The sequence below is a fragment of the Brevibacterium salitolerans genome (assembly GCF_039531405.1).
In the GTDB taxonomy this organism is placed as follows: domain Bacteria; phylum Actinomycetota; class Actinomycetes; order Actinomycetales; family Brevibacteriaceae; genus Brevibacterium; species Brevibacterium salitolerans.
The window spans coordinates 18,133-43,383 of the sequence record NZ_BAAAPZ010000015.1 but is presented as its reverse complement, the minus strand read 5'-3'; the positions used below and the strand labels follow the sequence as shown (position 1 = coordinate 43,383).

At 68.5% G+C, this 25,251-nt stretch carries 16 protein-coding genes and 1 tRNA gene; 10 read left to right on the top strand and 7 right to left on the bottom strand.

The window, feature by feature from the left end:
- Positions 1-1,181: 1,181 nt before the first annotated feature.
- Positions 1,182-5,756, top strand: coding sequence for a DUF7507 domain-containing protein (locus ABD240_RS13200; protein WP_344337729.1), 4,575 nt, complete (start codon positions 1,182-1,184; stop codon positions 5,754-5,756).
- A gap of 489 nt (positions 5,757-6,245) precedes the next feature.
- Here ABD240_RS13200 and ABD240_RS13195 read toward each other — a convergent pair whose 3' ends face one another.
- Entirely contained in the window at positions 6,246-7,214 is a 969-nt protein-coding gene (locus ABD240_RS13195; RefSeq protein WP_344337728.1) for a LysR family transcriptional regulator, read from the bottom strand.
- A gap of 93 nt (positions 7,215-7,307) precedes the next feature.
- On the opposite strand from ABD240_RS13195, the gene ABD240_RS13190 reads away from it, so the two are divergent.
- Positions 7,308-8,234: a DMT family transporter gene (locus ABD240_RS13190; protein WP_344337727.1), complete on the top strand. Its 927-nt coding sequence runs from the start codon at positions 7,308-7,310 to the stop codon at positions 8,232-8,234.
- A 947-nt stretch (positions 8,235-9,181) separates the two neighbouring features.
- Here ABD240_RS13190 and ABD240_RS13185 read toward each other — a convergent pair.
- The gene (locus tag ABD240_RS13185) at positions 9,182-10,351 is read right to left on the bottom strand and encodes an MFS transporter (RefSeq protein ID WP_344337726.1); all 1,170 of its coding nucleotides are present in this window, start codon (positions 10,349-10,351) and stop codon (positions 9,182-9,184) included.
- A gap of 124 nt (positions 10,352-10,475) precedes the next feature.
- Between ABD240_RS13185 and ABD240_RS13180 the strand changes: the two genes are divergently transcribed.
- The 6 genes from ABD240_RS13180 to ABD240_RS13155 all read left to right on the top strand — a co-directional run bounded on the left by ABD240_RS13180 (position 10,476) and on the right by ABD240_RS13155 (position 18,440).
- Positions 10,476-11,054 carry a TetR/AcrR family transcriptional regulator gene (locus tag ABD240_RS13180; RefSeq protein ID WP_344337725.1) on the top strand — a complete coding sequence of 193 codons (579 nt, stop codon included), beginning with the start codon at positions 10,476-10,478 and terminating at the stop codon, positions 11,052-11,054.
- Positions 11,055-11,879: 825 nt separating this feature from the next.
- Positions 11,880-12,977: an acyl-CoA dehydrogenase family protein gene (locus tag ABD240_RS13175; RefSeq protein ID WP_344337724.1), complete on the top strand. Its 1,098-nt coding sequence runs from the start codon at positions 11,880-11,882 to the stop codon at positions 12,975-12,977.
- Positions 12,974-14,473 carry a bifunctional PIG-L family deacetylase/class I SAM-dependent methyltransferase gene (locus ABD240_RS13170; protein ID WP_291793544.1) on the top strand — a complete coding sequence of 500 codons (1,500 nt, stop codon included), beginning with the start codon at positions 12,974-12,976 and terminating at the stop codon, positions 14,471-14,473. Before ABD240_RS13175 ends, ABD240_RS13170 begins: the two co-directional genes overlap by 4 nt.
- Positions 14,470-15,342, top strand: a complete 873-nt coding sequence (locus ABD240_RS13165) for a glycosyltransferase family 2 protein (RefSeq protein WP_344337723.1) — start codon at positions 14,470-14,472, stop codon at positions 15,340-15,342. Before ABD240_RS13170 ends, ABD240_RS13165 begins: the two co-directional genes overlap by 4 nt.
- Before the next feature lie 153 nt (positions 15,343-15,495).
- Positions 15,496-17,340, top strand: a complete 1,845-nt coding sequence (locus ABD240_RS13160; RefSeq protein WP_291793537.1) for a substrate-binding and vWA domain-containing protein — start codon at positions 15,496-15,498, stop codon at positions 17,338-17,340.
- A 53-nt stretch (positions 17,341-17,393) separates the two neighbouring features.
- Complete coding sequence (locus ABD240_RS13155; protein ID WP_291793533.1) at positions 17,394-18,440, top strand: hypothetical protein; 1,047 nt, start codon at positions 17,394-17,396, stop codon at positions 18,438-18,440.
- 10 nt (positions 18,441-18,450) lie between these two features.
- Here the strand turns inward: ABD240_RS13155 and ABD240_RS13150 are convergent, their stop codons facing one another.
- The 4 genes from ABD240_RS13150 to ABD240_RS13135 form a co-directional block, all read right to left on the bottom strand.
- Positions 18,451-19,527 carry a 2,3-butanediol dehydrogenase gene (locus ABD240_RS13150; protein WP_344337721.1) on the bottom strand — a complete coding sequence of 359 codons (1,077 nt, stop codon included), beginning with the start codon at positions 19,525-19,527 and terminating at the stop codon, positions 18,451-18,453.
- Positions 19,528-19,678: 151 nt separating this feature from the next.
- The gene (locus ABD240_RS13145; protein ID WP_291793527.1) at positions 19,679-20,236 is read right to left on the bottom strand and encodes a hypothetical protein; all 558 of its coding nucleotides are present in this window, start codon (positions 20,234-20,236) and stop codon (positions 19,679-19,681) included.
- 499 nt (positions 20,237-20,735) lie between these two features.
- The gene (locus tag ABD240_RS13140; RefSeq protein WP_344337719.1) at positions 20,736-20,966 is read right to left on the bottom strand and encodes a DUF433 domain-containing protein; all 231 of its coding nucleotides are present in this window, start codon (positions 20,964-20,966) and stop codon (positions 20,736-20,738) included.
- Positions 20,967-21,010: 44 nt separating this feature from the next.
- Positions 21,011-21,083, bottom strand: a tRNA-Lys gene (locus ABD240_RS13135).
- A 128-nt stretch (positions 21,084-21,211) separates the two neighbouring features.
- Here ABD240_RS13135 and ABD240_RS13130 point away from each other — a divergent pair.
- Positions 21,212-22,027, top strand: coding sequence for a DUF1206 domain-containing protein (locus tag ABD240_RS13130; protein ID WP_344337718.1), 816 nt, complete (start codon positions 21,212-21,214; stop codon positions 22,025-22,027).
- 155 nt (positions 22,028-22,182) lie between these two features.
- Positions 22,183-23,898 carry a ubiquinone-dependent pyruvate dehydrogenase gene (gene poxB / locus ABD240_RS13125; RefSeq protein ID WP_344337716.1) on the top strand — a complete coding sequence of 572 codons (1,716 nt, stop codon included), beginning with the start codon at positions 22,183-22,185 and terminating at the stop codon, positions 23,896-23,898.
- Between the two features lie 161 nt (positions 23,899-24,059).
- On the opposite strand, the gene ABD240_RS13120 is transcribed toward poxB, so the two are convergent.
- Entirely contained in the window at positions 24,060-25,199 is a 1,140-nt protein-coding gene (locus tag ABD240_RS13120; protein ID WP_344337715.1) for a hypothetical protein, read from the bottom strand.
- Positions 25,200-25,251 lie beyond the last annotated feature (52 nt).

Genomic DNA, 25,251 nt, shown 5'->3' with positions numbered 1-25,251 from the left:
ACCGCCTCCGCGTGCTCCTCGCCGCCGGCGGACTCACCCCATGACCCCCACCCAATGTCCCAAGAGCCCCTTAAGCCGATACTGCATGCGGACAGGGAAGCTTATCGTTGCCTGGAAGCCAGAGAGGGTGTGAGAGGAGGTGGCGTTCGCGCACGCATGGTTCCAGCCGTCCTTGCATGACGGCGATACTCTGCGAGAACGCGGCGATCAAGCTGGTTGCGGTGGCGTGGTCCGGGGCCCTCAATCTGGAATCCTAAAAGCGTTTATAAGTGGTCAAAGTTCAAGGGCCTGTGCGACAGTGGTCTGGACGATAGTTTCCGGAATGTAGCCACCGATGATGTGTTGACTGGCTGCATGTCAAGCGTGAGGGAGCCGCAGTGGCCAGTTCAGAACATACGGGTGCCGCTGTGCGGCGACGTGGTCGGTTCTCAAGGGTCGTCTACATGTTCCTGACGTGTCTCCTCGCCGGGTCCGGTCTCGTGGCTGCTGACGCTCTGACTGCCGCGGCTGCACCGGGCAGCCCAGGAGTGCCAGGAGCTCCGGCGACGGTGTTCGAGGAGCACTGGGAGAACGGTCAGGGGGCGACCGCAACGCGTTTGCCTGACTATGTGGGCGACGATGGGGTGACGTACACATCTGATCCGTACTGGGTGCGTCAGGACCAGTGCAACGGAGTCATCATTCAGTATGAGAACGCTGCCTTCCCTTCGGGTTACTGCACCACAGGGAACTTCTCGCAGAACAACGTCCGCCGTCTTGCGGACGTGCTCGGGCAGGTTGAGGCAGGTGTTCAGGGAAGCTCAGATCGGACCAGTCCGGTCAATGGCTCCACGGCGCAGACGAGACAGAATCACGCTCTGACGGCGTGGACCGGGGCCGTCAACGGCCCCGTGAATGCGATCGTCTGGGAGTCGTCGCGGCTGCAGATCGATGTGACCGGGAGCCGCTTCTACACCGCGGGGATCAATGTGGCCGAGACGTCCTGTGAGCATCGGGGCGGTGCGAACAACTCGCGGCTGAGCTTTTCGGTGGTCACCGGTGGCGAAGAGATTTCGCTCAACAGGACTCCGATCCGGGCGTGCTCGGATGAAGGGGTCGCTTATTACACTTCGCCCGGCCTGGGCGGCTGGGGCAGCGGAGGCGCCTATGCTGCTGCGGGCACCTACTACTCCGATCGGGCAATGATGCTGACCGAGGAGCAGACGGAGAACATGACGCTGAGGATGCGCAACCTCACGGGATCCAGCGACGGCAACGACTTCGGATATGACAACGCCCAGCTCGTCGACGCTACGCCGCAGCTGGACAAGTCGTTCGGACCGCAGAGCGTGCCGACCGGGGGCGTCTCGACTCTGACATTCACGGTGACGAACACCGATGAACTGGCCGAGAAGAACGGCTGGGACTTCACTGACACCCTTCCCGAAGGACTCATGGTCGCCTCCGCCCCGAACATCGGGGGAACCTGCGAGGTGGATGACATCGCCGCCGATGCTGGTGCCGGGGAGATCACGATCACCGACGGGGTCTTGGCGCACGAGCAGGAATCGTGCACCATCACCGTCGATGTCACCTCCGCGGCCCCGGCTGGTGCCGATGAGTCGCCGAAGTCATACGCGAACTGCGCGGAGAACATCACCGCGCATGCGGGGATCAACCTGCCAGACTGTGCAATGGTCCAGTTCTACAGCGAGCCGCAGCTCGAGGTGAACAAGGAGTCCACGGGCTCAGGGGCATCCCGGGCAGGTGACACCGTCAGCTATCAGGTGACTGGCAGCAACACGGGCACCGGCGACTACACGAGCGAGAATCCCGCGGTCGTCATCGATGACCTCGCCGACGTTCTCGACGACGCGAGCTTCGTCGAAGGGTCCCTGCGGGCCACGGTCAACGGTGCGGAAGTCGATCCGCCCATCCGCGACGGGAACCTGATCGCATGGTCCGGTCCGCTGCCCGCGGGGCAGGACGTGGTCATCACCTATGACGTCACCCTGACCGGTGCCGGAAACAGCCATGTCGCAAATGTGGCCTTCCCCGATGAAGGGCCCTACGATCCGGACAACCCGCCCACAACCCCCGCATGCGGGGAAGGGGGGAGTGCCTGCACCGACTTCGACCTCCCCGGCATCAGCATGGAGAAGTCAGCCGATACTGCGGAGCTGATCGCCGGTGAGACGATCACTTACACCTTCGCGGTGGAGAACACCGGCAACACCACTCTCACTGACCTGGTGATCACCGAGACCGAGTTCACCGGGTCTAGCGAGATGTCCGCAGTGACCTGTGACCCGACGACACTGGATCCTGGTCAGTCCGTGGACTGCACGGCCACGTACGAGGTCACCCAGACCGATGTGGATCGCGGGACACTGGACAACACGGCAACCGCGACCGGCACACCTCCGGAGGGTGACCCGGTCATCTCTGGCACCTCGGAGGTGAACCTGCCGCAAGATCCCGCACCGGGTCTGTCGCTGGTGAAGTCCGCTGATCCTGAGACCTATGCAGCCGGTGACACGATCACGTACACCTTTGCAGTGGAGAACACCGGCAACGTCACCCTCAACGACATCGTCATCAACGAGGGCGAGTTCACCGGCTCCGGCGAACTGTCCGACATCACCTGTGACCCGATGACCCTGGCTCCTGGAGAAACGGTGGACTGCACGGCCACCTACGAGGCGACCAGGGCGGACGCGCTCCAAGGATCAATCACGAACACGGCAATCGCCACGGGTGCTCCGCCGGGTGGCGGTGACCCCGTGGCCTCAGACCCGTCCGAGGCGGAAGTCACTGCCGAGCCGGCTCCGGGCATCGCTCTGGTGAAGTCGGCGAGCACGGATAAGCTGGTCGCCGGTGAGGCGATCACCTACACCTTCGTCGTGGAGAACACCGGCAACACCACACTCACCGACATCGTGGTCACTGAGATCGAGTTCACCGGGTCCGGTGAGATGTCCGTGGTGACCTGTGATCCGACGACACTCGATCCCGGCGAGTCCGTGGACTGCACGGCGACCTACGAGGTCACCCAGGCCGATGTCGATCAGGGGGCGGTCACGAACACCGCGACCGCGACCGGCACCCCGCCGGACGGTGACGATCCGGTGACCTCTGATCCCTCCGAGGTCGAGATCGCGGCTGACCAGGTGCCGGGCATCTCGATCGTGAAGTCCGCTGACCGTACCGAACTGGTCGCCGGTGAGACGATCACCTACACCTTCGTCGTGGAGAACACCGGCAACGTCACCCTCAATGACGTGGTGGTCAACGAGACCGCGTTCAGCGGCTCCGGCGACATGTCAGCGGTGACCTGTGATCCGACGACGCTGGCCCCCGGCGAGACCGTGGACTGCACGGCGACCTACGAGGTCACCCAGGCCGATGTCGACCGTGGGGACCTCAGCAACGAGGCAACCGCCACGGGCACTCCGCCAGGGGACGGTGACCCGGTGACTTCGGACCCCTCCGAGGTCAGCGTTCCCCAGGACCCGGCACCCGGTATCGAGATGACGAAGACTGCCGATCGCACCGACTTCAACGCCGGCGACACGATCACGTACACCTTCGAGGTCCGCAACACCGGTAACATCAGCCTCACTGATGTGGGCGTGACCGAGGGTGAGTTCAGCGGCTCCGGTGACCTGTCGGAGATCACCTGTGAAGACGGTGCCGCATCCCTGGCGCCAGGTGACACGGTCAACTGCACCGCGACCTATGTCGCCACCCAGGCCGATGTGGACCAGGGATCGATCACGAACTCGGCCACCGCGACCGGTACACCGTCCGGCGGCGGTGACCCGGTGACCTCGGACCCGTCAGAGGCAGAAGTCACCGCTGAGCCGGCACCGAGCCTGTCTCTGGTGAAGTCCGCCGATCCCGAGACCTATGTCGCGGGTGACACGATCACCTATACCTTCGCGGTGGAGAACACCGGCAACGTCTCCCTCAACGACATCGTCATCAACGAGGGCGAGTTCACCGGCTCCGGGGAGCTCTCAGAGGTGACCTGTGATCCGACGACGCTGGCTCCCGGTGGGAGCGTGGGCTGCACGGCCACGTACGTAGCCACCCAGGCCGATGTCGATCAGGGGTCGATCACGAACTCTGCGACGGCGACCGGCACCCCGCCGGCCGGTGACCCCGTGACCTCGGACCCGTCCGAGGCGGAAGTGACGGCAGACCAGCAGCCCGGGATCGCCCTGACCAAGTCCGCCGACACGACGGAGCTGGTGGCCGGTGAGACCATCACGTACTCGTTCACGGTGGAGAACACCGGCAACGTCACCCTCACCGATCTGGTGATCACCGAGACCGAGTTCACCGGGTCGGGCGACGTGTCGGAGATCACCTGCGACCCGACCACGCTCTCTCCCGGGGACACGGTCACCTGCACCGCCACCTACGAGGTGACCCAAGCCGATGTGGATCGTGGCGAGATCACGAACACGGCAACTGCGACCGGCACCCCGTCCAGCGGCGATCCGGTGACCTCGGATGAGTCCGAGGTGACGCTGCCGCAGGACCCGGCGCCGGAAATCTCGATCGAGAAGACCGCGAGCACCGACACACTGGTCGCCGGTGAGACCATCACCTACACCTTCGAGGTCCGCAACACCGGCAACGTCACTCTGACCGATATAGGCGTGACCGAGGGCGAGTTCACCGGCTCCGGCGAGCTATCCGAGGTCACCTGCGAGGACGGTGCGGCATCGCTGGCCCCCGGCGCGGTCGTGACCTGCACGGCCACCTACCAGGTGACCCAGGCCGACGTCGACCAGGGATCCGTGGAGAACACGGCCACCTCGCACGGCACCCCACCCGGCGACGGTGACCCGGTGGTCTCCGATCCGGACGATGCCGTGGTGGGTGTGGATCCGGCTCCGGGCATCAGCCTCGTGAAGTCCGCTGACCGGAGCGATCTCGTAGCCGGTGAGACGATCACCTACTCCTTCGTGGTCACCAACACCGGCAACGTCACACTGTCTGACGTGACGGTGAACGAGACCGAGTTCACCGGCTCCGGGGAGATGTCCGAGGTCACCTGCGCCGATGGTGCGGCAGCGCTGGCTCCGGGCGATTCGGTCACCTGCACTGCCACGTATGAGGTGACTCAGGCCGATGTGGACCGGGGCAGCCTCGTCAACACCGCGACGGCGACCGGTACCTCACCCAACGGGGACCCGGTGACCTCGGATCCGTCTGAGGTGGACCTCCCGCAGGACCCGAAGCCGGGTATCTCGCTGGTGAAGTCGTCTGACACGGAGGTGGCGACAGAGGTGGGTCAGACGATCACGTACTCGTTCCTGGTGACCAACGTCGGTAACACCACGCTCGTCGATGTGGGGGTGACCGAGGGCGAGTTCAGCGGACACGGTGACCTGTCCGAGGTCACCTGTCCGGATGAGGCAGCATCACTCCTGCCCGGACAGTCGGTGACCTGCACGGCGACCTACCAGGTCGTTGCGGCGGACCTCACCGGTGATCCGCTGACGAACACGGCAACCGCCGACGGCACCCCGCCCGTTGGCGACCCGGTGACCTCGGACCCCTCCGAGGTCGAGATTCCGGCAAGGGCACAGGATCCTGGCGAGCCTGGCAACCCCGATGATCCGGGGAAGCCGGGGCCTGGTGGTGAACTCCCGAGGACTGGTGCCGCTATCGGTGCCGGGCTGATCGGACTCGCTGCCGCTCTCATCGCAGCCGGGGTGACACTCCTGCTGACAGCACGCCAGCGGAAGACTGACCAGCTGTAGTTCGCGTAGTTGACGGTGACTCCGCTTCAGCACGGGTCGCGTGCTGTCTGAAGGCTGCGCAGTGGATTTCGAGGTCGTCGATGTCTTCGCCGGGGAAGCCTGAGGGAGAGCAGCGACTGCCAGTGACGTTGCCAGAGGCAGGTACCCGCGCCTCGGCCTAGCTCCCCGTATCCTCTAGCTGTCGGCTCTCCCTCTCCTGCTTCGAAACTGCGGGAAAGGGAGAACCGGCAGCCGTCTATGGCCCAGTGAGGTGATCGGGCTTGTGCGGGTGAGTGGCACGTATTCCGCGTGGCCGTTCGAGGCCTCCCGCTCACGTGGTTCACAACTTTGTCCGCAACGGCAGTCCGAAGGGTGTGGCTTTCTGCTCAGGGCGAAGGGAGGCGCGGTGCCGGAGAAGCCGTGGAGCCGCTGCGCGCGGCTGCCCATCGCATTGTGGACACCGGATCACGTGCCTGCGTGCGCACGGGTCTCAATGTGAAGTCTGCCTGCTCACTCACGGCTCGCGGCTTGTGACGCATTCCCGAGTGATCCCATACGGGCGATGTGCTGAGTGGTCCTGAGGGCGAGCTCTGCTGCTGAACTTTCCTGACCCAGCGAACGGACGAGTGCGTAGATGGAGCGGATCGGTGAAGGCCAGGCGATCGGAAGTATCGCCGCGCCTGCCGGGATCTTCTGTGCTGCGAGGAGGGGAAGGATTGTTATTCCGAGCCCTCTGGCGACGAGTTCGAGGGCGGTGCCGTAATCGGGAGTCTGCAGGCGGAAGCTGGGCTGAAATCCGAGGGCGGCGCAGGAATCCAGCACGATCTGCCGGCATGTTCCGCCCGCGGCGTCGTTGTCGATCCAGTCGTCGTTGGCCAGAGCCGCCAGGGAGACCTCGGACTTTTCGTGCAAAGGATGGTCGCTTGGGACGGCGACCATGAAGGGATCATCCGTGAGCAGGTGCTTGGTGTATCCCTTGGGTGCCGGGGTCTCAGGAGGCAGCACCAGCAGCTGGAGGTCCGGGCGGGGCTTGCGCTGCGGGTCGTACGAGTCGGCGACGAACAGTTCGATTCGCACCTCTGGATGGCTGGTCGTGAGCGCGGAGAGGATGTCCGGAACCCAGGTGGTGCCGATGGAGGCGAAGTGCCCGATGCTCAGCGTGGCAGTCTGGCCCGCCCGCATCGTGCGCAGGAACTCCTTGAGGCCGTTGAGTTCGGCGAGAGTTCCGTCGATCCGCCGCGAAAGTGCGATCCCCTCGGGCGTGGGCTCGATTCCCCTGCCCACCCTGGTCATGAGCGGCACTCGCGCCTCACGCTGCAGCTGCGTGATCTGCTGGCTGACCGCCGAGGGCGAATAGCCGAGCGCCTGCGCGGCGGCGCGCACCGATCCGGTGGCCACCACTGATCGCCACGCGCGCAGCTGCTGGATTTCCATGAACCCACAGTAACAATCGTTTAGTTCAAGCGGACAGTAGGTCATGAAAGTTTGCTTGTGTGAACGGTTTGGTGGAGAAACGATTGACGCATGGCTGCCCAAAGACTCGCTCGCTCCACCCTCCATGCAGGTGCGTCGATGCGCATCCTTCTTGCTGCCCTCACCACCATGGTGCTCTGGGCCTCGTCGTTCGTCGTGATCCGGAGCGCCGGAGAGCACTTCGGTCCGGGGTCCATGGCTCTGTTGAGAATGCTCGTCGGCAGTGCGGGCTTGGGGTCGATCGCGCTCATTGCCGGCGCCCGCCGCCCGCGAGTCCGCGAGCTCCCGCTCATCGTCGTCTGGGGTGTCGGCTGGTTTACGATCTACAACCTCGCCCTCAATCAGGCGGAAACCCAGCTCGACGCCGGCACCGCATCGATGCTGGTCAACCTGGCGCCGCTGATATCAGTGCTCCTCGGCGGCCTCTTCCTCGGTGAGGGCTTTCCTCGGCCACTGCTCCTGGGAGCTCCGCTGGCCTTCCTCGGTGTGGTGCTCATCGGCGCGAGCTCCTGGACTGGCGACGTTGCCCTGACGGGTGTACTCCTCGCAGTACTGGCAGCTTTTCTCTATGGCGGCTCGACCATCCTGCAGAAGCGACTGTTGCGACACACCGATGCGACGACCCTCACCCTGGCCGGAGCTCTCGCAGGGACTGCGGCGCTCCTCCCATGGTCTGGGGAACTGGTGCACGATATTGCCCACGCGCCCGCATCAGCGACAACCGGCGTCGTCTACCTCGGCCTGTTCTCTACTGCGCTGGCCTTCACCACGTGGGGCTACGTCCTTGCACGCTCCACGGCAGGAAAGACAGCGACGACGAGCTACATCGTGCCGGTACTTGTGCTGCTGATGTCGGCAGTGTTCCTCGGCGAGATCCCCACACCGAACATGCTCGCGGGCGGTGCGCTCTGCCTGCTGGGAGTCCTCGTCACCCGGATGCCGATCAGGTGGTTCACTCGCCGGCGGCGGGCTCGCAGCGCCGCTGCCGGCGAACGAGTCCGTGCATGCACGAGCAATCCCTGGTGACGGGTTCTCCGGCTGATCGGCCACTGTGCCTGCAGGGATATCACCCAGGCAGACAGCCAGCAGTTGTTCTCGCTGCAACGGATGGGCGGGGGCCGCGCTGTTGCGCGAGGGCTCGGAGCGACGCGCATCGTTCGCTGCTGGGCGCTGCGACGAAACTGCGCGGCGCGCTCGGATTCGCCGTCGATGACCGCGCTGTCGTCTCCGGGGAAGTTCGTGGCGAACTCACCAGCCATCTGTCCTGTGAGCCGACGGGCCGTGGTGCCGGTGCGTGCGAGTGCATCCAGCAGCGGGCGAAGAAGGGGCAGGACCGTTCCTCGGGCCCACGATGCGAGAGGTGCCGGGGAGTCTTGGTTCTCGAGCGTATTCGGCCAAGTGAGATCGGAGGGGAAGGAGACGTGCCTGCGCCGTGTCGCTCGGTATGGGCCATCCCTGCGGGCGCGCCGTCCTCGTTGCGCGGGAACGAGCGTCAGTCCGCCCCGTCGGCTCGGTTCATATCGGGCACTACTGCCTGTTCTTCCTCGAGCGTGCAGGGAATTTCTGCGCGGCCTACCCGGTGCAGAGCACTCTCTCAGCCAGATGCAGGGTGAGTCGACCGTGATCCGAAGGAGTGCGGAAGTGGCGGCCTCGTCATGAAACCCTTGGCGAGCTGTCTTCCGGGACGCTCCACACGAACTGTCTCACCGCAGTCACGTGTCTGGAGGGCGGGCATGTGTCGCCTCATCCGCATTGCCAGCAGTCGTCTGCGTGCGCTTCTTCACCAATGGGCGGCGCCCGATCGTGTGCTCGACGATATCCGCGTCGGGGACGGCTCGGGGGCACATCCGTGTTCCTGCACCTCTGCACGGAGAGTCTGCTGCTCGTCATTGTCTGTGCTGGCAGGGGCGTAGCCTGCGCAGTCAGGGGCAACCTCGCCGTCCCGGAAGTTGCCTGGACCGAGTCATCCTGTTTCAGTGCTCGTCCGAGCTGCGTTCTACTGGCCGCGGTCGAATGAGGCTCCCAAGGGCGGCGATCACCGCCGCGGCGAGGAGCGCTGCCTGCAGGCCGGTCGCTTCTGCGAGTGCCCCGACGGCCGGTGCTCCGGCTGCTTGGCCGAGCGCGATCACGAGGAAGGCAAGCCCTACGCCCGCGGCAGGTGTGTCGGTGTAGACGCGGGTGCTCCAGATCAGGAGCAGTCCGGTCAGGCCGATGTAGGCCGCGCCGAACACCGCCGCGGTGGCCCAGGCGGTGAGGATGTTGCCGGGGAACATGGCGATGAGAGCGGTCGCCGCGGCCAGGGTGAGCATGGTCGTGGTCCACGACCAGGGAATCCCGACTCGTCCCGCGAGATCGCCCGCGGCAGCTCCGGCGATCCCGCATGCGCCGAGGAGGATCCACGCGATCGTCGAGGCCTGTTCGCTCAGCTGCCCTTCGCTGACGAGGATGTCTCGTCCGAACGTCCATACCGCCGCACTGGCGATGCCCATCAGAGCCGCAGCGGCCACCATGCTTCCGCTACCCCGGGGGAACAGGGGACGAGGGAGCGCTTGCCTCAGTCCGCTCGTGCGATGGTCTCGCGCGGAGGCGGCCGGCACGCAGAACGCCGCCCAGATCGTGACCACGGCGCACAGGATTGAGAACACCAGCCACGCGGCACGCCAGTGCTCGTGCGTCGCAAGCGAGACTGGGCCGGCGATCGCTACTCCGAGGCCGGTGCCGGCGTTGATGATCGTCTGCGTCCGATTCAGACGCGCCGCCGGGACGGTGTGGGCGACGGCATGTGCCAGCGGAAGCGAGGCTACCCCGGTGCTCGACCCGGCAAGGACCACGCCCAGCGCCAGCAGGAGCGTGCCGGGAGCTGCCGCGATCATGAGCGTGCCCGTCGTGGCGATACCGCCGGCCATCACCGCCACCATCCGGCTGCCGAACTTCGCAGTGAGGGCAGTCGATGCGACGATCGCGATGCAATAGGACGCATACGCTCCCGAGGCGATCGCCCCTGCCGTCGCCGCATCGAGGTCGAATTCCGTCCGGAAGACCGGCACGAACAGGCCATAGGCGAACCTGGCGAGACCGTAGCAGACCGCGATCAGCGACAGCCCCGTTCCGGCCAGCCAGAACACCCCACGCCCGGTCAGCATCCTTGGGCCACCAGCCCCGGCATCCCTCGCCTGCATGTTCACCCACCCCCAACTTCACTGAACTGTGAACCTCACGCCAAGGCTAGGTATACTGATCTGTGAAGTCAATGCGAGGGGAGCGAGGATGGCAGGTGCGCAGAGTGACAGGGAGTTGCAGGTGCCAGAGCTCACTGCTGGCGCTCAGCGGATCCTGGACGTCGCTTCCGAGCTGTTCTATCGCTCGGGCATCCACGCCGTCGGTGTGGATACCATCGCCAGGGAGTCGGGCATCACCAAGCGCACTCTCTACGACAGGTTCGGGTCCAAAGATCGCCTCGTCATGGTGTACCTGCAAGCCCGTCACCAGGCCTGGTGGCAAGACCTCGAACGGCGCATCGCTGAGGCTTCCTCTCCGAGGGTGCTCGCCGTGTTCGATGCGTACGCTGACGGGGCTTCTGATCGGGGATGCGCGTTCCTCAACGCCGCCGGAGAGCTTGCCTCAGACCATCCTGCCTACCAGGTGGTGAGAGCGCACAAGCAGGCCGTGCGCAGTCGTCTGGCAGAACTCGTCCGCGGCGACCGCCCCGACATCGACGACCCCGAACAGCTAGCGGAACATCTTTACCTCTTGTTGGAAGGAGCTATTGCGCACCGCGGCATCGACGGTGACGCGGTGCGACTTGCGTGCGTGCGGCAGCTTGCAGAGCGTCTTGCTGCGACTTGAGCATCAGCCGCTGTCTCTGGCGGACTCCATGGTTGCCTACCAGAAACTGCTTCGAGTCTCGCGGCGCGTGCTGGAGTTGCGATGAACAGCTGTTTTCCCTTCGTGTGTGCGGCCTGTCGGGAGAGACGGAAGTACGGCTGCCGGGGCCGGGGCTGTAGCAATCCCAAGGCGCTGCTTCATGTCCGGCGAATGAGCGCCAACCTTCCGGTCCGGTTGTCCCCGGCGGATGGATCGAGCCATGGAATGCCTGCATTTGTGCAACCTGGCACTGCCTAGGACGGACGATGGGCGGCAGCATCACCATCTTCGTGGTGGTGGACTTGCCGGACCCGGTGGGCTCCGGGAATCCGTTCACGCAGCCCTTCGGCATGTGGGGCCCAGTGTGCTTGTCACGGTGCGGCGCCTGCAGTTCTCGGTCAGCTGTTCAGTGATGACGAGACCGCTCTTGCCCTCCAAGCTCGTGCGCGGGCGTCGGCCTCTGCTGTGGCCGTGGGCCCGCCTTCGGGCTTTGGGGTCGCGGTGCGGGTTGCCGGCATGGGCTGGTGTGCGTTCGCACATGCTGACGACGCCGTTGCCTGTCTCGTCGTGGAGACGCGGCACACTTGCAACGGCCCACCAGGCAGTGATGACCACCAGCGCCGGTGCGAGCACCCACCAGCTGAAGCGGGTGCCCAGGCAGTAGAGCAGGATCAGTCGGTGCAGGCATGAGAGCCTGGCTCAGTACTGCACCGACCCAGGCGCCGGCCGCGATGCCGCAGCAATGCAACCACGTGCCCGTGGACCCAGTACCGCTCGCGCACCTCCTCCTCTACTGTGCGGAGTGTGATGAGTTTCGCCGCAGACGGTTTCGCCGCCCCGCCGTTCGAGTTCGCTGAGGAGATCCGTGCCGCTGCCGGAGATCCGGAGCGCGCACTGCGCCTCGCCCCTCGCCTTGCGCGTGCGCTGGGCGTGGCGGCTGATGCGTCCGCGTGGGGTGCGCAGGGGGAGGCCTCGCCGGAGAGGAGCAAGGGATCGACCGGCGGCGGGAGCATCCGCCGCCTGTGGGAGGGCCTCGCGGCGCTGGGCGCCCTCGACCTGACCGTGGCGCGCACGCTGGAGCCGCACCTCGACGCGCTGACCATCCTCGCCCAGGCACGCGCCGCAGGGCATGACGTGCACGTGCCTGAGGACGCCACCTGGGGAGTCTTCGCCGCCGAGGGACCGGGAACGCGTCTCTCCGCCTCCGCGGATGCGGACGGGAACTGGCACCTGGACGGCGACAAGCCGTGGTGCTCCCTCGCGGACACCGTCTCCCATGCCCTCATCACGGCGTGGACGTCTGCGCACGGTCGCAGGCTGTTCGTCGTTCGCCTCGACGACCCCGGCGTCACGGTGGGTGCGGGGAACTGGGTGGCACGAGGTCTCAGCGCCGTTCGCACAGTGCCGCTAAGCCTGCGGCACGTCCCCGCTCTGCCGGTGGGCCCGGAGGACTGGTACCTCAGGCGTCCCGGCTTCGCGCTGGGCGGGGTGGGCGTGGCGGCCGTCTGGTGGGGAGGCGCCTCCGCGCTGGCGGGGACGCTGCTCCGCGCGCTCGGCGAACGGGAACCGGACCAGATCGCGCTGCACCACCTGGGTGCGTGTGACGCTGCCCTCCACGCGGCGGGCGCGGCGCTCGCCGGGGCCGCACATGAGGCGGACGCGAGCGGCGACTGCTCCTGGCCCGCGGCCCTGCGTGTGCGCAGCATCGTCCACGACGCCTGCGAGACGGTCCTCACCGCGGTCGCCCACACGCTGGGTCCGGGGCCGCTCACGCAGGACGAGGAGCACGCGCGCAGGGTGGCCGATCTGCAGGTCTACCTGCGGCAGCACAAGCCGGAGCGCGACCTCGCCGCCGTGGGAGAGGGCCTGCTCCAGGGCCTGCCGGCCGTATGGAGCGACCGGTGACGGCGGCGGACGCGCCGGGATTCCGGCACGAGGACGAGAGCACCGCGGAGGAGGTGTGGCGGGGGCACGCGGCGCTCGCCCGGGCCGAGGCCCTCGACCTGACTCCCTACCACCGGCTGCTCGTGGTCGCTGCCCACCCGGACGACGAGACCCTCATGGCCGGCGGCCTCCTCGCCGCCGCGGGTGCCCGGTCGATGCGTGTGGACGTGGTGGTGGCAAGCGCGGGAGAGGCCTCCCACCCGGATTCGCCCACGCACTCCCCGGAGCGCCTGGCCCGGCTGCGTGCACAGGAAGTGGCCGAGGCCGTCCGCGCGCTGGCGCCCACGGCCCGCCTGCATCTGCTGGGGATGGAGGATGGCGGGCTCGAGGCGTGTGGGGAGGAGCTCGTCGCGGCTCTCGTGCGGCTGCTGGGGGACGAGCCGCCGGGAGACGAGCTGCCCGGAGGCGAGTTGCCGGCAGGCGAGTTGCCGGGAGGCGTGCTGCCGCGGGATGACGGGGCGAGGACTCTTCTCGTCTCCACGTGGCGGGGTGACCGGCACCCGGATCACGCGGCCGTCGCCGCGGCGGCTGCCGCAGCCGCCTGGCGGACGGACGCCGTGCACCTCGAAGCCCCTCTGTGGCTGTGGCACTGGGGAGGCTCTGCGGATCTCGACGCGCTCGCTGCGGAGGCCGCGCTGCTGCGGTTCGACCTCTCCGCCGAGGCCGCGGCGCGCAAGCGGGCGGCCGTCTCGCTCCACAGGTCCCAGATCGAGCCGCTCGGCCCGGAACCGGGCGACGAGGTGCTGCTGAGCGCTGGGATGCTCTCCCACTTCGCGCGGCCGTTCGAGGTCTTCTGCATGCCGGAGCCGGGCGAGCCGAGCCCCTTCGAAGACCTGCACCGCACGGCCGCGGATCCCTGGGAGACCCGGACGAGCTGGTACGAGGCCCGCAAGCGGGCGCTCACGCTCGCGGCACTGCCTGCCCCGCGCTACGGCACGGCACTGGAGCTCGGATGTTCCGCGGGGGCGCTGGCGCAGGATCTGGCCGCTCGCTGCGACCGCGTGCTCGCCGTCGACGAGAGCGCGAGCGCACTGGACCGAGCGCGCGGCACCGTCACGAGCCCGCACGTCGAGTTCCTTCTCCGCCAGGTGCCCGAACAGTGGCCGTTCGAGGAGGGCGGAGCGGATCCCGCGCAGGCCTCGGACAGCGCGTCGGATGCCGGACCGGTGCCGGATCGCAGCCCGGCACCGGACCTCGTTGTGGTGTCGGAGGTCGGATACTTCCTCAGCCCTGCTCGTCTGCGGCGAACGGCCCGGCGCATCGCCGACACCGGCGCGCAGACGGTGGTGGCCTGCCACTGGCGGCATCCGATCGTGGGCTGGCCGCTCACGGCCGTCGAGGTGCACGCAGTCCTCGATGCACTGCTGCCGCTCCCGCGCACGGTCACCGTCGAAGACCCGGACTTCGAACTCGTGGTGTGGAGCACCGGTGCGCACGGCCCCGGGGCGGAGCTGTGACGGCGGAGGAGCGCGGGGATCGCCCGCCCCAGGAGGGTTCGCGGACTGCCGCTACTGCGGCGCCGGCCGCCTCAGCGCTGCCGGCCGGTGTGCCACTGCCCACCGCTGGGTCAGCGCTCGCCGGTGAGCCGCTGCCCGCCGGTGTTGCGCAGGCATTCGAGCCGGCGGCGCTCGCAGTGATCGTGCCGGCGCACAACGAGGAGGAGCTGCTGGGCGACTGCCTGCGTGCGATCGTCGCAGCGGCCTCGGCGACGGACCTGCCCACGCTGCTGGTGGTCGTGCTCGACCGCTGCTCCGACGGCAGCGCCGAGGTCGCCGCGCAGATCGCGGCCGAGGCCCGGGCCGGCTCCGCGATCCGCATCCTCGAGGGTGTGTTCCCGCACGTGGGTGCCGTGCGCAACGCGGGGGTGAGCGCGACCGCCGCGCACTGGCCGGGGATCCCCGCTCAGCGGATCTGGACGGCCCACACCGATGCTGATTCGCGTGTGCCCCACCATTGGCTCGCCCGGCAGGCGGAGTTCGCGAGGGCGGGATACGACCTCGTCGTCGGCACGGTGGAGCCCGATGAGGACCGGACGACGCCCGCCGGAAGTCTGTGGTTCGCCCGGCACGAGCTGTGCGAGGGGCACTCAGCGGTGCACGGAGCCAATCTGGGGATGCGCCTGAACCGGCTGCTGGAGGCGGGCGGGTTCAGCGCCCTGCCGGTGTCCGAGGACGTGGAGACGGTGCGTCGCCTCCAGCGCGCAGGCGTGCCCTGGATCGCGACGGACACCACCCGTGTGCTCACCTCGGCGCGGAGAGCCGGGCGCGCGCCGGGCGGGTTCGCCCGCTTCATGCGGGACCTCGACGGGATGGCGGCGAGCAGCTGAGCGGAGGCGGCTCACGCGTCACTGCATTCCGCACCGACCGGGCCGATCTTCTCGGCCGCACCCGTCTCCGCGCGGTGCTGGTGGTCCGCGAGCCCTGCCCGAGGAGGGGAGGCGCATACGCCCTGTGTCCATAGGTGGCTGTAATGTGTCCTCATGTCTCTCATCTCTCGTACGGGACGTGCGATCTCAGTCACAGGCGGTCGCCGCCTCGCGGCACTCGGGGCCTCTCTCGCCCTCCTCCTGACCGCCTGCTCTCCCGGCGGTGACACCGGCTCCGGCAGCGAGGCCGGCGGTGCCTCCGACGACGGCTGCACGCCCGTGGTCGTGGCGACGTCCTCGGAGAAGGTGAACATGATCGAGGCGCTCGCCGCCGCCTTCAAGGACTCACCGGAGCACGAGGCGCTGGCCGAGTGCGCCTCCGTGCGTCCCACGAACGTCTCCTCCGGGGACGCCGCGGCTCACCTGACAGCGGGCGGCGACTGGCCCACGCAGGACCAGTCCCTCTGGCCCACGCTCTGGTCCCCGGCCTCCACCGTGTGGACGGACCGGGTCGCCGCTGCGGCCTCGGCCTCATTGGTGGGCGAACCGGAGTCCTTTGCGCAGACGCCCGTGGTCTTCGGCATGCCGGAGCCCATGGCGCGGGCGCTGGGCTGGCCGGACAAGGACATCGGCATCTCCGATCTGGAGGACCTCTGCGCGGACCCGGAGGGCTGGGGCAGCGTCGGCAAGGACGTCTGGGGCTCCTTCAAGATCTCCAAGACCAATCCGCACACCTCCACGACCGGGCTCTCCGCCATCCTCATGCAGTCCTACGAGGCCGCGGGGAAGACGGACGGGCTGACAGCGGAGGACGTGGAGGAGGCGGAGGACTTCTCACGCGTGTTCGAGGAGTGCGTCATCCACTACGGCGACACCACCGGCAACGTCCTCAACACGCTCTACGAGGAGACGCAGGGCGGAGCCGGCGGTTCCGGCTACGTCTCCGCCGTGGCGCTCGAGGAGACCTCGCTGCTCAACTACAACCAGGGCAACCCGGAATCGCGCACCGTGCAGCCGGGCGAGACCCTCACCCCTCCACGGGAGAAACTCGTCGCCGTCTACCCCTCCGGCGGCTCCATGACCTCGGACAACCCCATCACGGTGCTGGGTGCGGACTGGGTGACGGAGGAGCAGCGGAGCGCAGGGCAGGCGTTCGTCGACTTCCTCGCCACGGCACCGGCCCAGAGCATCCTGCCGGAGTACGGCTTCCGTCCGCTGGACGCGTCCGTGCCGCTGGGCGAGCTGTTCACGGAGGAATACGGCGTGGATCCGGAGAAGCCGGGCACTCTCCTGCCCAAGCCGGAGGTGGACGTCATCTCCGCCGCGATCGATCAGTGGGCCCAGGTGCGCAAGCCGTCCTCGGTGGTGGAGCTCATCGACATCTCCGGTTCCATGGACACGGCCATCGACGACGGACGCACGCGGCTGGACGGCGCCATCGAGGGGGCGCAGTCCACGCTCGATCACTTCCGGCAGACGGACGAGGTGGGGGTATGGGCCTTCACCACCGGAGTGAGCTCGGAAGCCGGTGAGGGCATCCAGGTGATGCGGGAGGTCACGGCGCTGGGCTCTGATCGGGAGACGCTGGGCACCGCGCTCGACGATCTGCGCTACGCGCAGCGTGCCGGCACTCCGCTCTACGATTCCGTCGCGGCGGCGTACGAGGAGATGGACGCACGGGCGGAACCCGGCAGGATCAACGCGATCGTGCTCCTCTCCGACGGCGAGGACACGGATTCGCGCATCTCGCTCGACTCGCTCATCGCGCAGATCTCCCCGGAATCCGCAGAAGCCGGTGCGGATGCGGCTCAGGTCCGGATCTTCCCCATTGCCTATGGAGAGGAAGCTGACCCCACGGCGCTGCAGCGGATCGCGGACGCGACGGGCGGGCAGCTCTTCGACGCCTCCGACCCGGAGCAGATCGACCTGGTGTTCGCCTCCGTCATCAACAACTTCTGAACGTGCGGAGTGTCTGGAGGGGCGAGAGTGGATGACCGGCGAGGGGAGGGGCGATGACGGGCGGCGGATGGCTGGAGTCTGCTGAGGCGGGGCTCGCGGAGGGGCATGTCTACGTGTCGCCGCAGGTGCGGGATGCGGACGGTCTCGCGGACGCCGTGACCTCGGTGCTGCCGGATGACGGGAGCATCGCCGTCGCGGTGCTCCCGCAGGACGCTCGGCTGGAGGCCGCCTATTCGACCTATCACCTCGACCGGCTCTCGGAGAGCAGCGGTGCTGAGACCCTCGTCGTGGCAGTGGGTTCCGATCTGCAGGCGGACTCCACGGTGATCGACGGTGACGAGGCGATGCGGATCGCCAACGAGGCCGAGTCCGCCGCCGGCGGTGATGTGGAGGCGGCGCTCACGGAGACCGTCGAACACCTCTCCGCGGAGCTGCCTGCTTCCGAAGGGGCACCGGACACCGGCGCTGCGGCGGGCGGGGGCTGGGTGCTTCCCGTCGTGCTCATCGCGGCTGTGGTCGTGGCGGTGCCGAGCGCGGTGGCGGGTGCCGTCGTGCTGCGCCGGAGGAAGCGGAAGCGGCCTGCCGCCGAGGAACAGGGCCCGCAGCTGCCGGAGACGATCCGCGAGATCCTCGACGGGATCACCGCCCGGCGCCGGGACTACGCCGCTCGCGGCCGGGACGGCGATCTCACCGCCGCCCAGGTGGACAAGGAGCTCGAACGGATCGTCTGGAACATCCGCCAGCTGTTTGCGCGACTGGACGCCAAGGCAGGCGCGCAGCAGCGCATGCTCGCGGAGGTGGAGTACGAGGAGAAGCTCGGTCACCTGCGCGCGGCCGTCGAACGCGACTACCTGCTGGACCTGCTCGTGCACCCGGAGCTGTGGGACGATCCCGCGAGCCGGGTGGCAGAGGTCAGGGAGGCACTCCGTGCGGTGGGCGCGCAGCTCGTGGAGAACATCAAACAGGTGAATGCCGACCGTGCGCTGGAGTTCGAGGTGACGCTGGACTCGCTGATCGGCCGCGACGATCTGCCCGGACCCGGCGGATCAGGAGGATCAGGAGGTCCGGGCAGATCAGGAGGTCCGGGCAGCGGATGCTGAGCGTGGTCCCTCAGGCGTGCGGGTCCACGAGGATCTTCACAGCGGTGTTCTCCCTGTCGAGGAGCACGGAGAAGCCCTTCTCCACGATCTCCTCCGGCGTGATCCGTGTCGAGATGAAGGGAGCGAGGTTCAGGCCGCCGCCGTTCGCCATGGCGATCGCGTCGCGGTAGTCCTCGTCCAGGTAGCCGAACATTCCTGCGTAGGTGATCTCGGTCAGGTGCATCTCGTTCTGCACGTCGAGGTCGAGCGGCTTGCTGGGGATCGCGATGATCTGCAGGTGTCCGCCCGGGCGGATCGCGGCGATGAGATCGTGCGTGACGGGGACGACCCCGGCGCAGTCGAAGGCGACATCGACGCCGTCGCCGTTCGTGGCCTCGGCGACGACGGCCTGGAGGTCCTCGGTCATGGGGTCCACGGCCCGGTGTGCGGCCCCGTTGTCCAGGGCGGCCCGGCGCCGGGCCGGGTTGGGCTCGCTGATGATCACGTGGACGCCCTTGGCCTTGAGCACGGCGGCGGTGAGCACGCCGATGGGTCCGGCGCCGCCCACCAGCGCGACGTCGCCGGCGGCCGCACCGGACCTGCGCACACCGTGGGTCGAGACCGCCAGCGGTTCGATCATGGCCGCCTGGTCGAGGGGGAGGTCGCCGACGGGGAAGGCGTTGGCCTCGGGCACGGTGACGAACTCGCTGAGTCCGCCGCCTCCGCCGGACAGGCCGAAGCCGCGGGAGTTCCTGCAGATGTTGGACAGCCCTGCGCGGCAGGCGGCGCAGGACCCGCAGGGCACGTTCGCCTTGACGGCGACCGCGTCGCCCACGGACAGCGAGGTGACTCCCTCGCCCAGGGCCGTGACCGTGCCCGCGAACTCGTGGCCCAGCACGACGGGGAGGGTCTCACCCGTGCGCGGCTGGGGCTGATCCGCCGTGGGAGTGGTGGGATAGGAAGGGCCGTTGTGGAAGAGGTGGAGGTCGCTGCCGCAGATGCCGGCCCAGGCCACCTCGATCCTCACCTCGCCCGCAGCCGGCGGAGCCGGTTCTGCGATGTCCTCGACGCGGACGTCGTTCTGCCCGTAGTACATGACAGCCTTCATAGCCGTCCTCCTTCGCAGTGAGCGGTGAGGCCGCAGGAGTGCGTGCGACCGGCCGGCCCAGTGGGCCCGTCGTCTCCGACGCTACTCCGCAGTACGGTGCGGTCGCAGTCGTCGCGGGTGTGAGATCGGAGTCAGATCTGCAGGGTGACTTCTACACGTTCCAGCGGCGCAGCTGGTTCTCGGGGACGAGGTCGACGGGGATCCCGTGTGCGTAGGGTTCGGGACCCAGCTTCATCGGTGTCCGGACGACGATGAACTGCCCCTGCCTGCCTGCGCGGCGGATGCTCCGCAGTTCGCTGAAGGGGATGAAGACGGAGCCCTTCCAGTCCGTGAGCGCGAAGCCGTGCGGGTACCACGTCGTGACGAGCTCGCGATGGGGTCCCATGCGGCTCTCCAGGCGGGAGCGGCCCATCGCCACACCCAGGGCCACGCCTCCGCCGAGACCCAGCGCCAGGACGAGGAGCCACACCAGGAATCCGATTCCGAGGACGATGAACACAGCAGTCCTGCCGGCGACCACTCCGAAACCGATCGCCACCAGCACGGCGATCCCCATGACGAGCACACCGGACGTCGGGACGGCGACTGCCGTCACGAGTTTCAGTCCCGAGTAGTAGACGGCGTCGGCGAGGTCTTTCACCTCAGCCGGGGAGAGCGGGCGCCGCAGGAGGACCTGACTGCCGTCGTGCGCCGCTGAAGGAGGGTGCATGCGCTGATTCTGGCACATCGCGAGCGGGGCACTGCGGCTCTGTGCCTCAGCGCCCGGGCATCGGGTGCCGGCCCACCGGGGACGATCGCTTCGCGGCAGCCGGCGTTTCGCGCAGGCTCAAGGCCCTTATGCACAAGCGCGGCGACGGCGCGCGTCTACGGTGTGCCCGTCATCGCCCGTGGACCCTGCTCGGGGCGATCACGGTGCTCGCGGCGGCGCTGACCGTGCTCACCGCCCTCATCGCCACGCACAGAGCCGTCCGAACCCCCGCCATCCGCGCCTTGGGCGGTCAGGGCTGAGGGTTCGGGGTGTTCCGGGTCCGTTCGTGCCGGGATCCGGCGGGGAGGAGTGCAGGGTGCATCGTGGGGACCGATGCTTCCGCCATGCGGAGCGCCGGTGCTCTGCATTGTGCCGCGGTGTCTGTGGAGGCGACCCGGTCAGACGAGCGGCAGGCGGCGGATGCTGATCCGCACTGAGAGATTCTGGTCGAGGAGCAGTCTCATGCTGTCCTGGTCAACGGCAGGTAGGTCTCCGAATCGAGCACAGCCGCGGCGTATCGCAGGGCGGCACGGATGTCCTCGGGCTCCAGATCGGGATGCTCGGCGACGATCTGTTCATCGGTCATCCCCTGGGCCACCATGCGGACCACCGTCTTCGCGGGGAATCGCATCCCCCGGATCGTCGGCTGCCCGTCCATGATCTCGGGAGTCGTCGTGATTCTGTCGAACATGAGCCACCTCCACATGTTCGAAGCTCTTCGTCAACTCCGAACAGTGGGCCCCGTGGGGATCGAACCCACGACCCGCGGATTAAAAGTCCGCTGCTCTGCCAACTGAGCTAGAGGCCCGTTGAGAGTCTACAAGAAGCCGCCCCTCGGCACGCACCGTCCCACCTGCGTCCGCATCCCCACCCGCACTCGCCCCGGCCCATGCTCCTGCCTCCCACCTCCCACCGCGCCGGTCTAGGCTCACAGCTGTGAAGAGCGAGGTGAAGTCCGCGGCGCGTTCGGCCGAGCACAGTGCGGCGCTGCGGGCGCTCGCGCGCGGCGGCTACGTCGCCAACGGCGTCGTGCACGCGCTGGTGGGCGGGATCGCGGTCTCCATCGGACTCACCGGCCGGGGCGACAGCGACCAGACCAGCGCGCTGTCCGCCGTGGCGGCGACGGCGCCGGGTGCCGCAGCGCTGTGGGTGCTCACCGTGCTGCTGTGGGCGCTGGGCCTCTTCCACCTCGTCGACGGGATCGCGCAGTCCCGCGCAGGGACCACCGCGGGGACCGCGAAGAAGTGGGGGACCCGCCTCTCGCGCTGGGGCCAGGGTGCGGCCTTCATCGCCACCGGTGCCATCGCCGCCTCGGCCGCGCTCGGCAATCGCACGGACGGGGACGCCCGCGCGGAGTCCGCCAGCCGCGGCCTCCTCGACGTCCCCGGCGGGCCGGTCCTCCTGGCCCTCATCGGCCTCGGGCTCCTCGCCGGCGGTGTCGTCTTCATGGTGCTGGGCGCGCTCCGCAGCTTCCGGAAGAGGATGACGCTGCCCTCCGGGGCGCTCGGCCGCACCGTGCGCACGCTCGGCGCGATCGGGTTCGTCGCCAAGGGCGCCTCCGTCGCCGTGGTCGGCGTCCTCATAGGCCTGGCAGGGTTTCGCGACGACCCGCATTCCGCCGGTGCCCTCGACTCCGCGGTCCAGACGCTCCGTGAGCTGCCGGGAGGGTCCGCGATCGTCGTGGTGCTCGGGCTGGGACTGCTCGCCTACGGCGTGTTCTGCGGCTTCCGTGCACGGTACGCGCGCCTCTGAGCGCATGCCGGGGCTCACGTCCGCACCCCCTTACGCCACGCCGCCTGCCGCGTAGGCTGGAAGCCTGCGAGGACGGTCCGGAGGCCGCGGCCTCGGGCGCGTGCGCTCTTCCCGGCCCCGGCGCGATCCCCGCCCAGTCCAGCGAAAGGAAGGCCATGCCCACCGTCGCCCAGCACATCGTCGACACCCTCTCCGCCAGTGGGGTCCGCCGCGTCTACGGCATCCCCGGCGACTCGCTCAACGGCTTCACGGACGCCCTGCGTACCACGGACGGCGTCGCCTGGATTCACACCAGGCACGAGGAGGGCGCGGCATTCGCCGCCTCCGCCGAGGCCGCCCTCACCGGTGAGCTCGCCGTCTGTGCGGGCTCCTGCGGGCCCGGCAACCTCCACCTCATCAACGGCGTGTACGACGCCATGCGCTCCCGGGTGCCCATGCTCGTCCTCGCCGCGCACATCCCCACGGAGGAGATCGGCACCGGCTACTTCCAGGAGACGCACCCGCAGGACCTTTACCGCGAGTCCAGCGTTTACACCGAGTACGTCTCCCACTCCGGGCAGCTGCCGCGCCTCCTGCGCATCGCCATGCGGGAGGCGCTGACCCAGCGCGGTCCGGCCGTGCTCGTCATCCCCGGAGACGTCCTGCTCGCCCAGACGGATGCCGCGCCCGAGGCCGTCCTACCCACATGCTCCACCGTCCTTCCCGCGCCGAGCGAGCTCGCGGCTGCGGCGACGGCGCTGAACGACAGTGCGAAGATCACGATCCTCGCCGGAGCCGGCACCCAGGGCGCGCATGACGAGGTCGTGGCGCTGGCGGAGAGGCTTCAGGCCCCGGTGGTGCACGCACTGCGGGGCAAGGAGTTCGTCGAGTACGAGAACCCCTACGACGTGGGCATGACCGGTCTGCTGGGATTCGCCTCCGGCTACCACGCGCTGCTGGGTGCGGAGACCGTCGTCATGCTCGGCACGGACTTCCCGTACGCGCAGTTCTTCCCGCAGGACGCGACGGTCATCCAGGTCGATGTGCGGGGCGGGCAGATCGGGCGGCGCGTGCACGTCGACCATCCGCTGGTGGGCACCGTGAAGGAGACGGTGGAGGCGCTGCTGCCGGAGCTCAAGGGCAACCGGAGCTCCAAGCACCTGGACACCATGCGCAAGCACTACCAGCGCACGCGCAAGGAGCTCGCGGAGCTGGAGAAGTCGGATCGCAAGCGGATCCACCCCCAGCACCTCACCCGCCTGCTCGACCAGGGCGCGGCGGACGACGCCGTCTTCGTCCCGGACGTGGGCTCCCCGGTCATGTGGGCCGCCCGCCATCTCACGATGAATGGGAAGCGGCGTCTCATCGGCTCCTTCACCCATGGCTCGATGGCCAACGCCCTGCCCCAGGCGGTGGGCGCGCAGGCTGCGTTCCCGGACCGGCAGGTGCTCGCACTCGCCGGCGACGGCGGCCTGTCCATGCTCCTGGGCGAGCTGCTCACCGTCACGCAGAACGGGCTGCCGGTGAAGACCGTCGTGTACAACAACAGCTCGCTGAACTTCGTCGAGCTGGAGATGAAGGCGGCGGGCTTCGTCAACTACGCGACGGACCTGGAGAACCCGAACTTCGCCGCCGTCGCCGAGGCCGTGGGCGTGAGGGGCTTCCGCGTCGAACGGCCCAAGGACCTGGCCGGCGCGGTGGAGGAGTTCCTCGCCCACGACGGTCCGGCGGTGCTGGACGTGGTCGTCGAGCGCCAAGAGCTCACGCTCCCGCCGTCCGTGAAGTTCGAGCAGGCCAAGGGCTTCGCGCTCTTCGCGATCCGGACCGTCCTCTCCGGACGCGGCACGGAACTCATCGACCTCGCTAAGGCGAACATGCGCCAGCTGCTCTGAGCTGAGTTGAGCCGCGCTACGCAGACGGGTGCAGACGACTCACCTGCCGGTCTGGCTTCCCGTCTGCGGATTCGCCTCGAGCCGCCCCGGAATCGGGCGAATCCGCAGACGGGAACGGAGGTGTGGCCCGTTCCCGTCTGTGCGTTGTACCGCCCCGCCGCTCAGAGGCGGGGGTCCGGCCTCCAGGTGCGCGGAGCGTCGCCCTCCACCGGATCGGCGCTCACCGCCGCGTCCTCAGCCGCGGTTCCGGCCGCTCCGGCCTCGGGAACCTCGTCCTCCACGACCTCTCCGGCGATGACGTCGTCGTCGCGACGGCGGAACAGGCCCCTGCGCCGGCCCTTCGCACTCTTCCCGTCCCCGGCGCCCTTCCCGGGGCCCAGCGACTTCCCGCTGCGGTCTCCCGTCGTGCCGGCGCCGCTCGTCCCGTCGGCGGCACCCGCTCCGGCGGCAGCACCGGTCCTGGCCTCGGCGGCACGGGCGCGCCTGCGGGCCTTCGCCTCGAGCAGATGACGGAGACCGGCGACGATGTCCGCATCCCGCAGCGGGGTGCTCGAGGCGGGGTCGAGCTCCGGGGAGAAGTGCGCAGGCATGTCGCCGAAGGCCCCGCGGGCGTTCTTCGCCACGGCGGAGGCCATCATCCGGTTGGTCACCCCGCCCACGGCGGCGCCCACTCCGAAGGGCACCGCGCGGAGCACGATGTTCCCGCCGGAGCGCACCCCGTAGGTGCGGATCAGCTTGTTCCGCAGCTTCTTCACGATGGTGTCCATCACCGCCGAGGGGATCTGCGTGGTGACGAGCGCACCCCAGTTGGAGGTGAGTGCGGGGCCGCCCTGCGCCTGCGCGGAGAACTGCTTGACGAGGCTCTTGCCGCTGCTGCCCAGCATGAGGCCCATGACGAGGGCATTGGCACGGACCGGGTCCGCCACCTGCATCCCGTGGAGCTCCGCGAGCGACTGCGCATAAAGGGCGGAGAGCTCGAGGAAGCCGCCGGTCTCCACGGCTCCCAGCCCCAGTGCGGCACCGGTCCCGAGGCCGGGCACCACAGCAGTGGCGCCCACCGCCGCCCCGCTGCTCGTCGCCACCGTGAGGTAGTGCCGGCGCAGGATGTCCGCGATCTCGGCCGGGCTCGCATCCGGATGCCGGCGGCGCACCGTGCGCACATAGGCCAGCACCACCGGCCGCTGGACGGACAGGGCGCGCTGGAGAAGGCCCCGTGCCCGCGGGTGGAGCTCTCCGTCCTTGGTCACGGCGAACTTCGCCGCCGTGCCGATCCCGTTCGTGATCGCAGTGCTCTTCGACATGTGGCTCCTCCGTGAGGGCGTGAGAGTGCTCGCATCACGAGCCTAGGCGCGC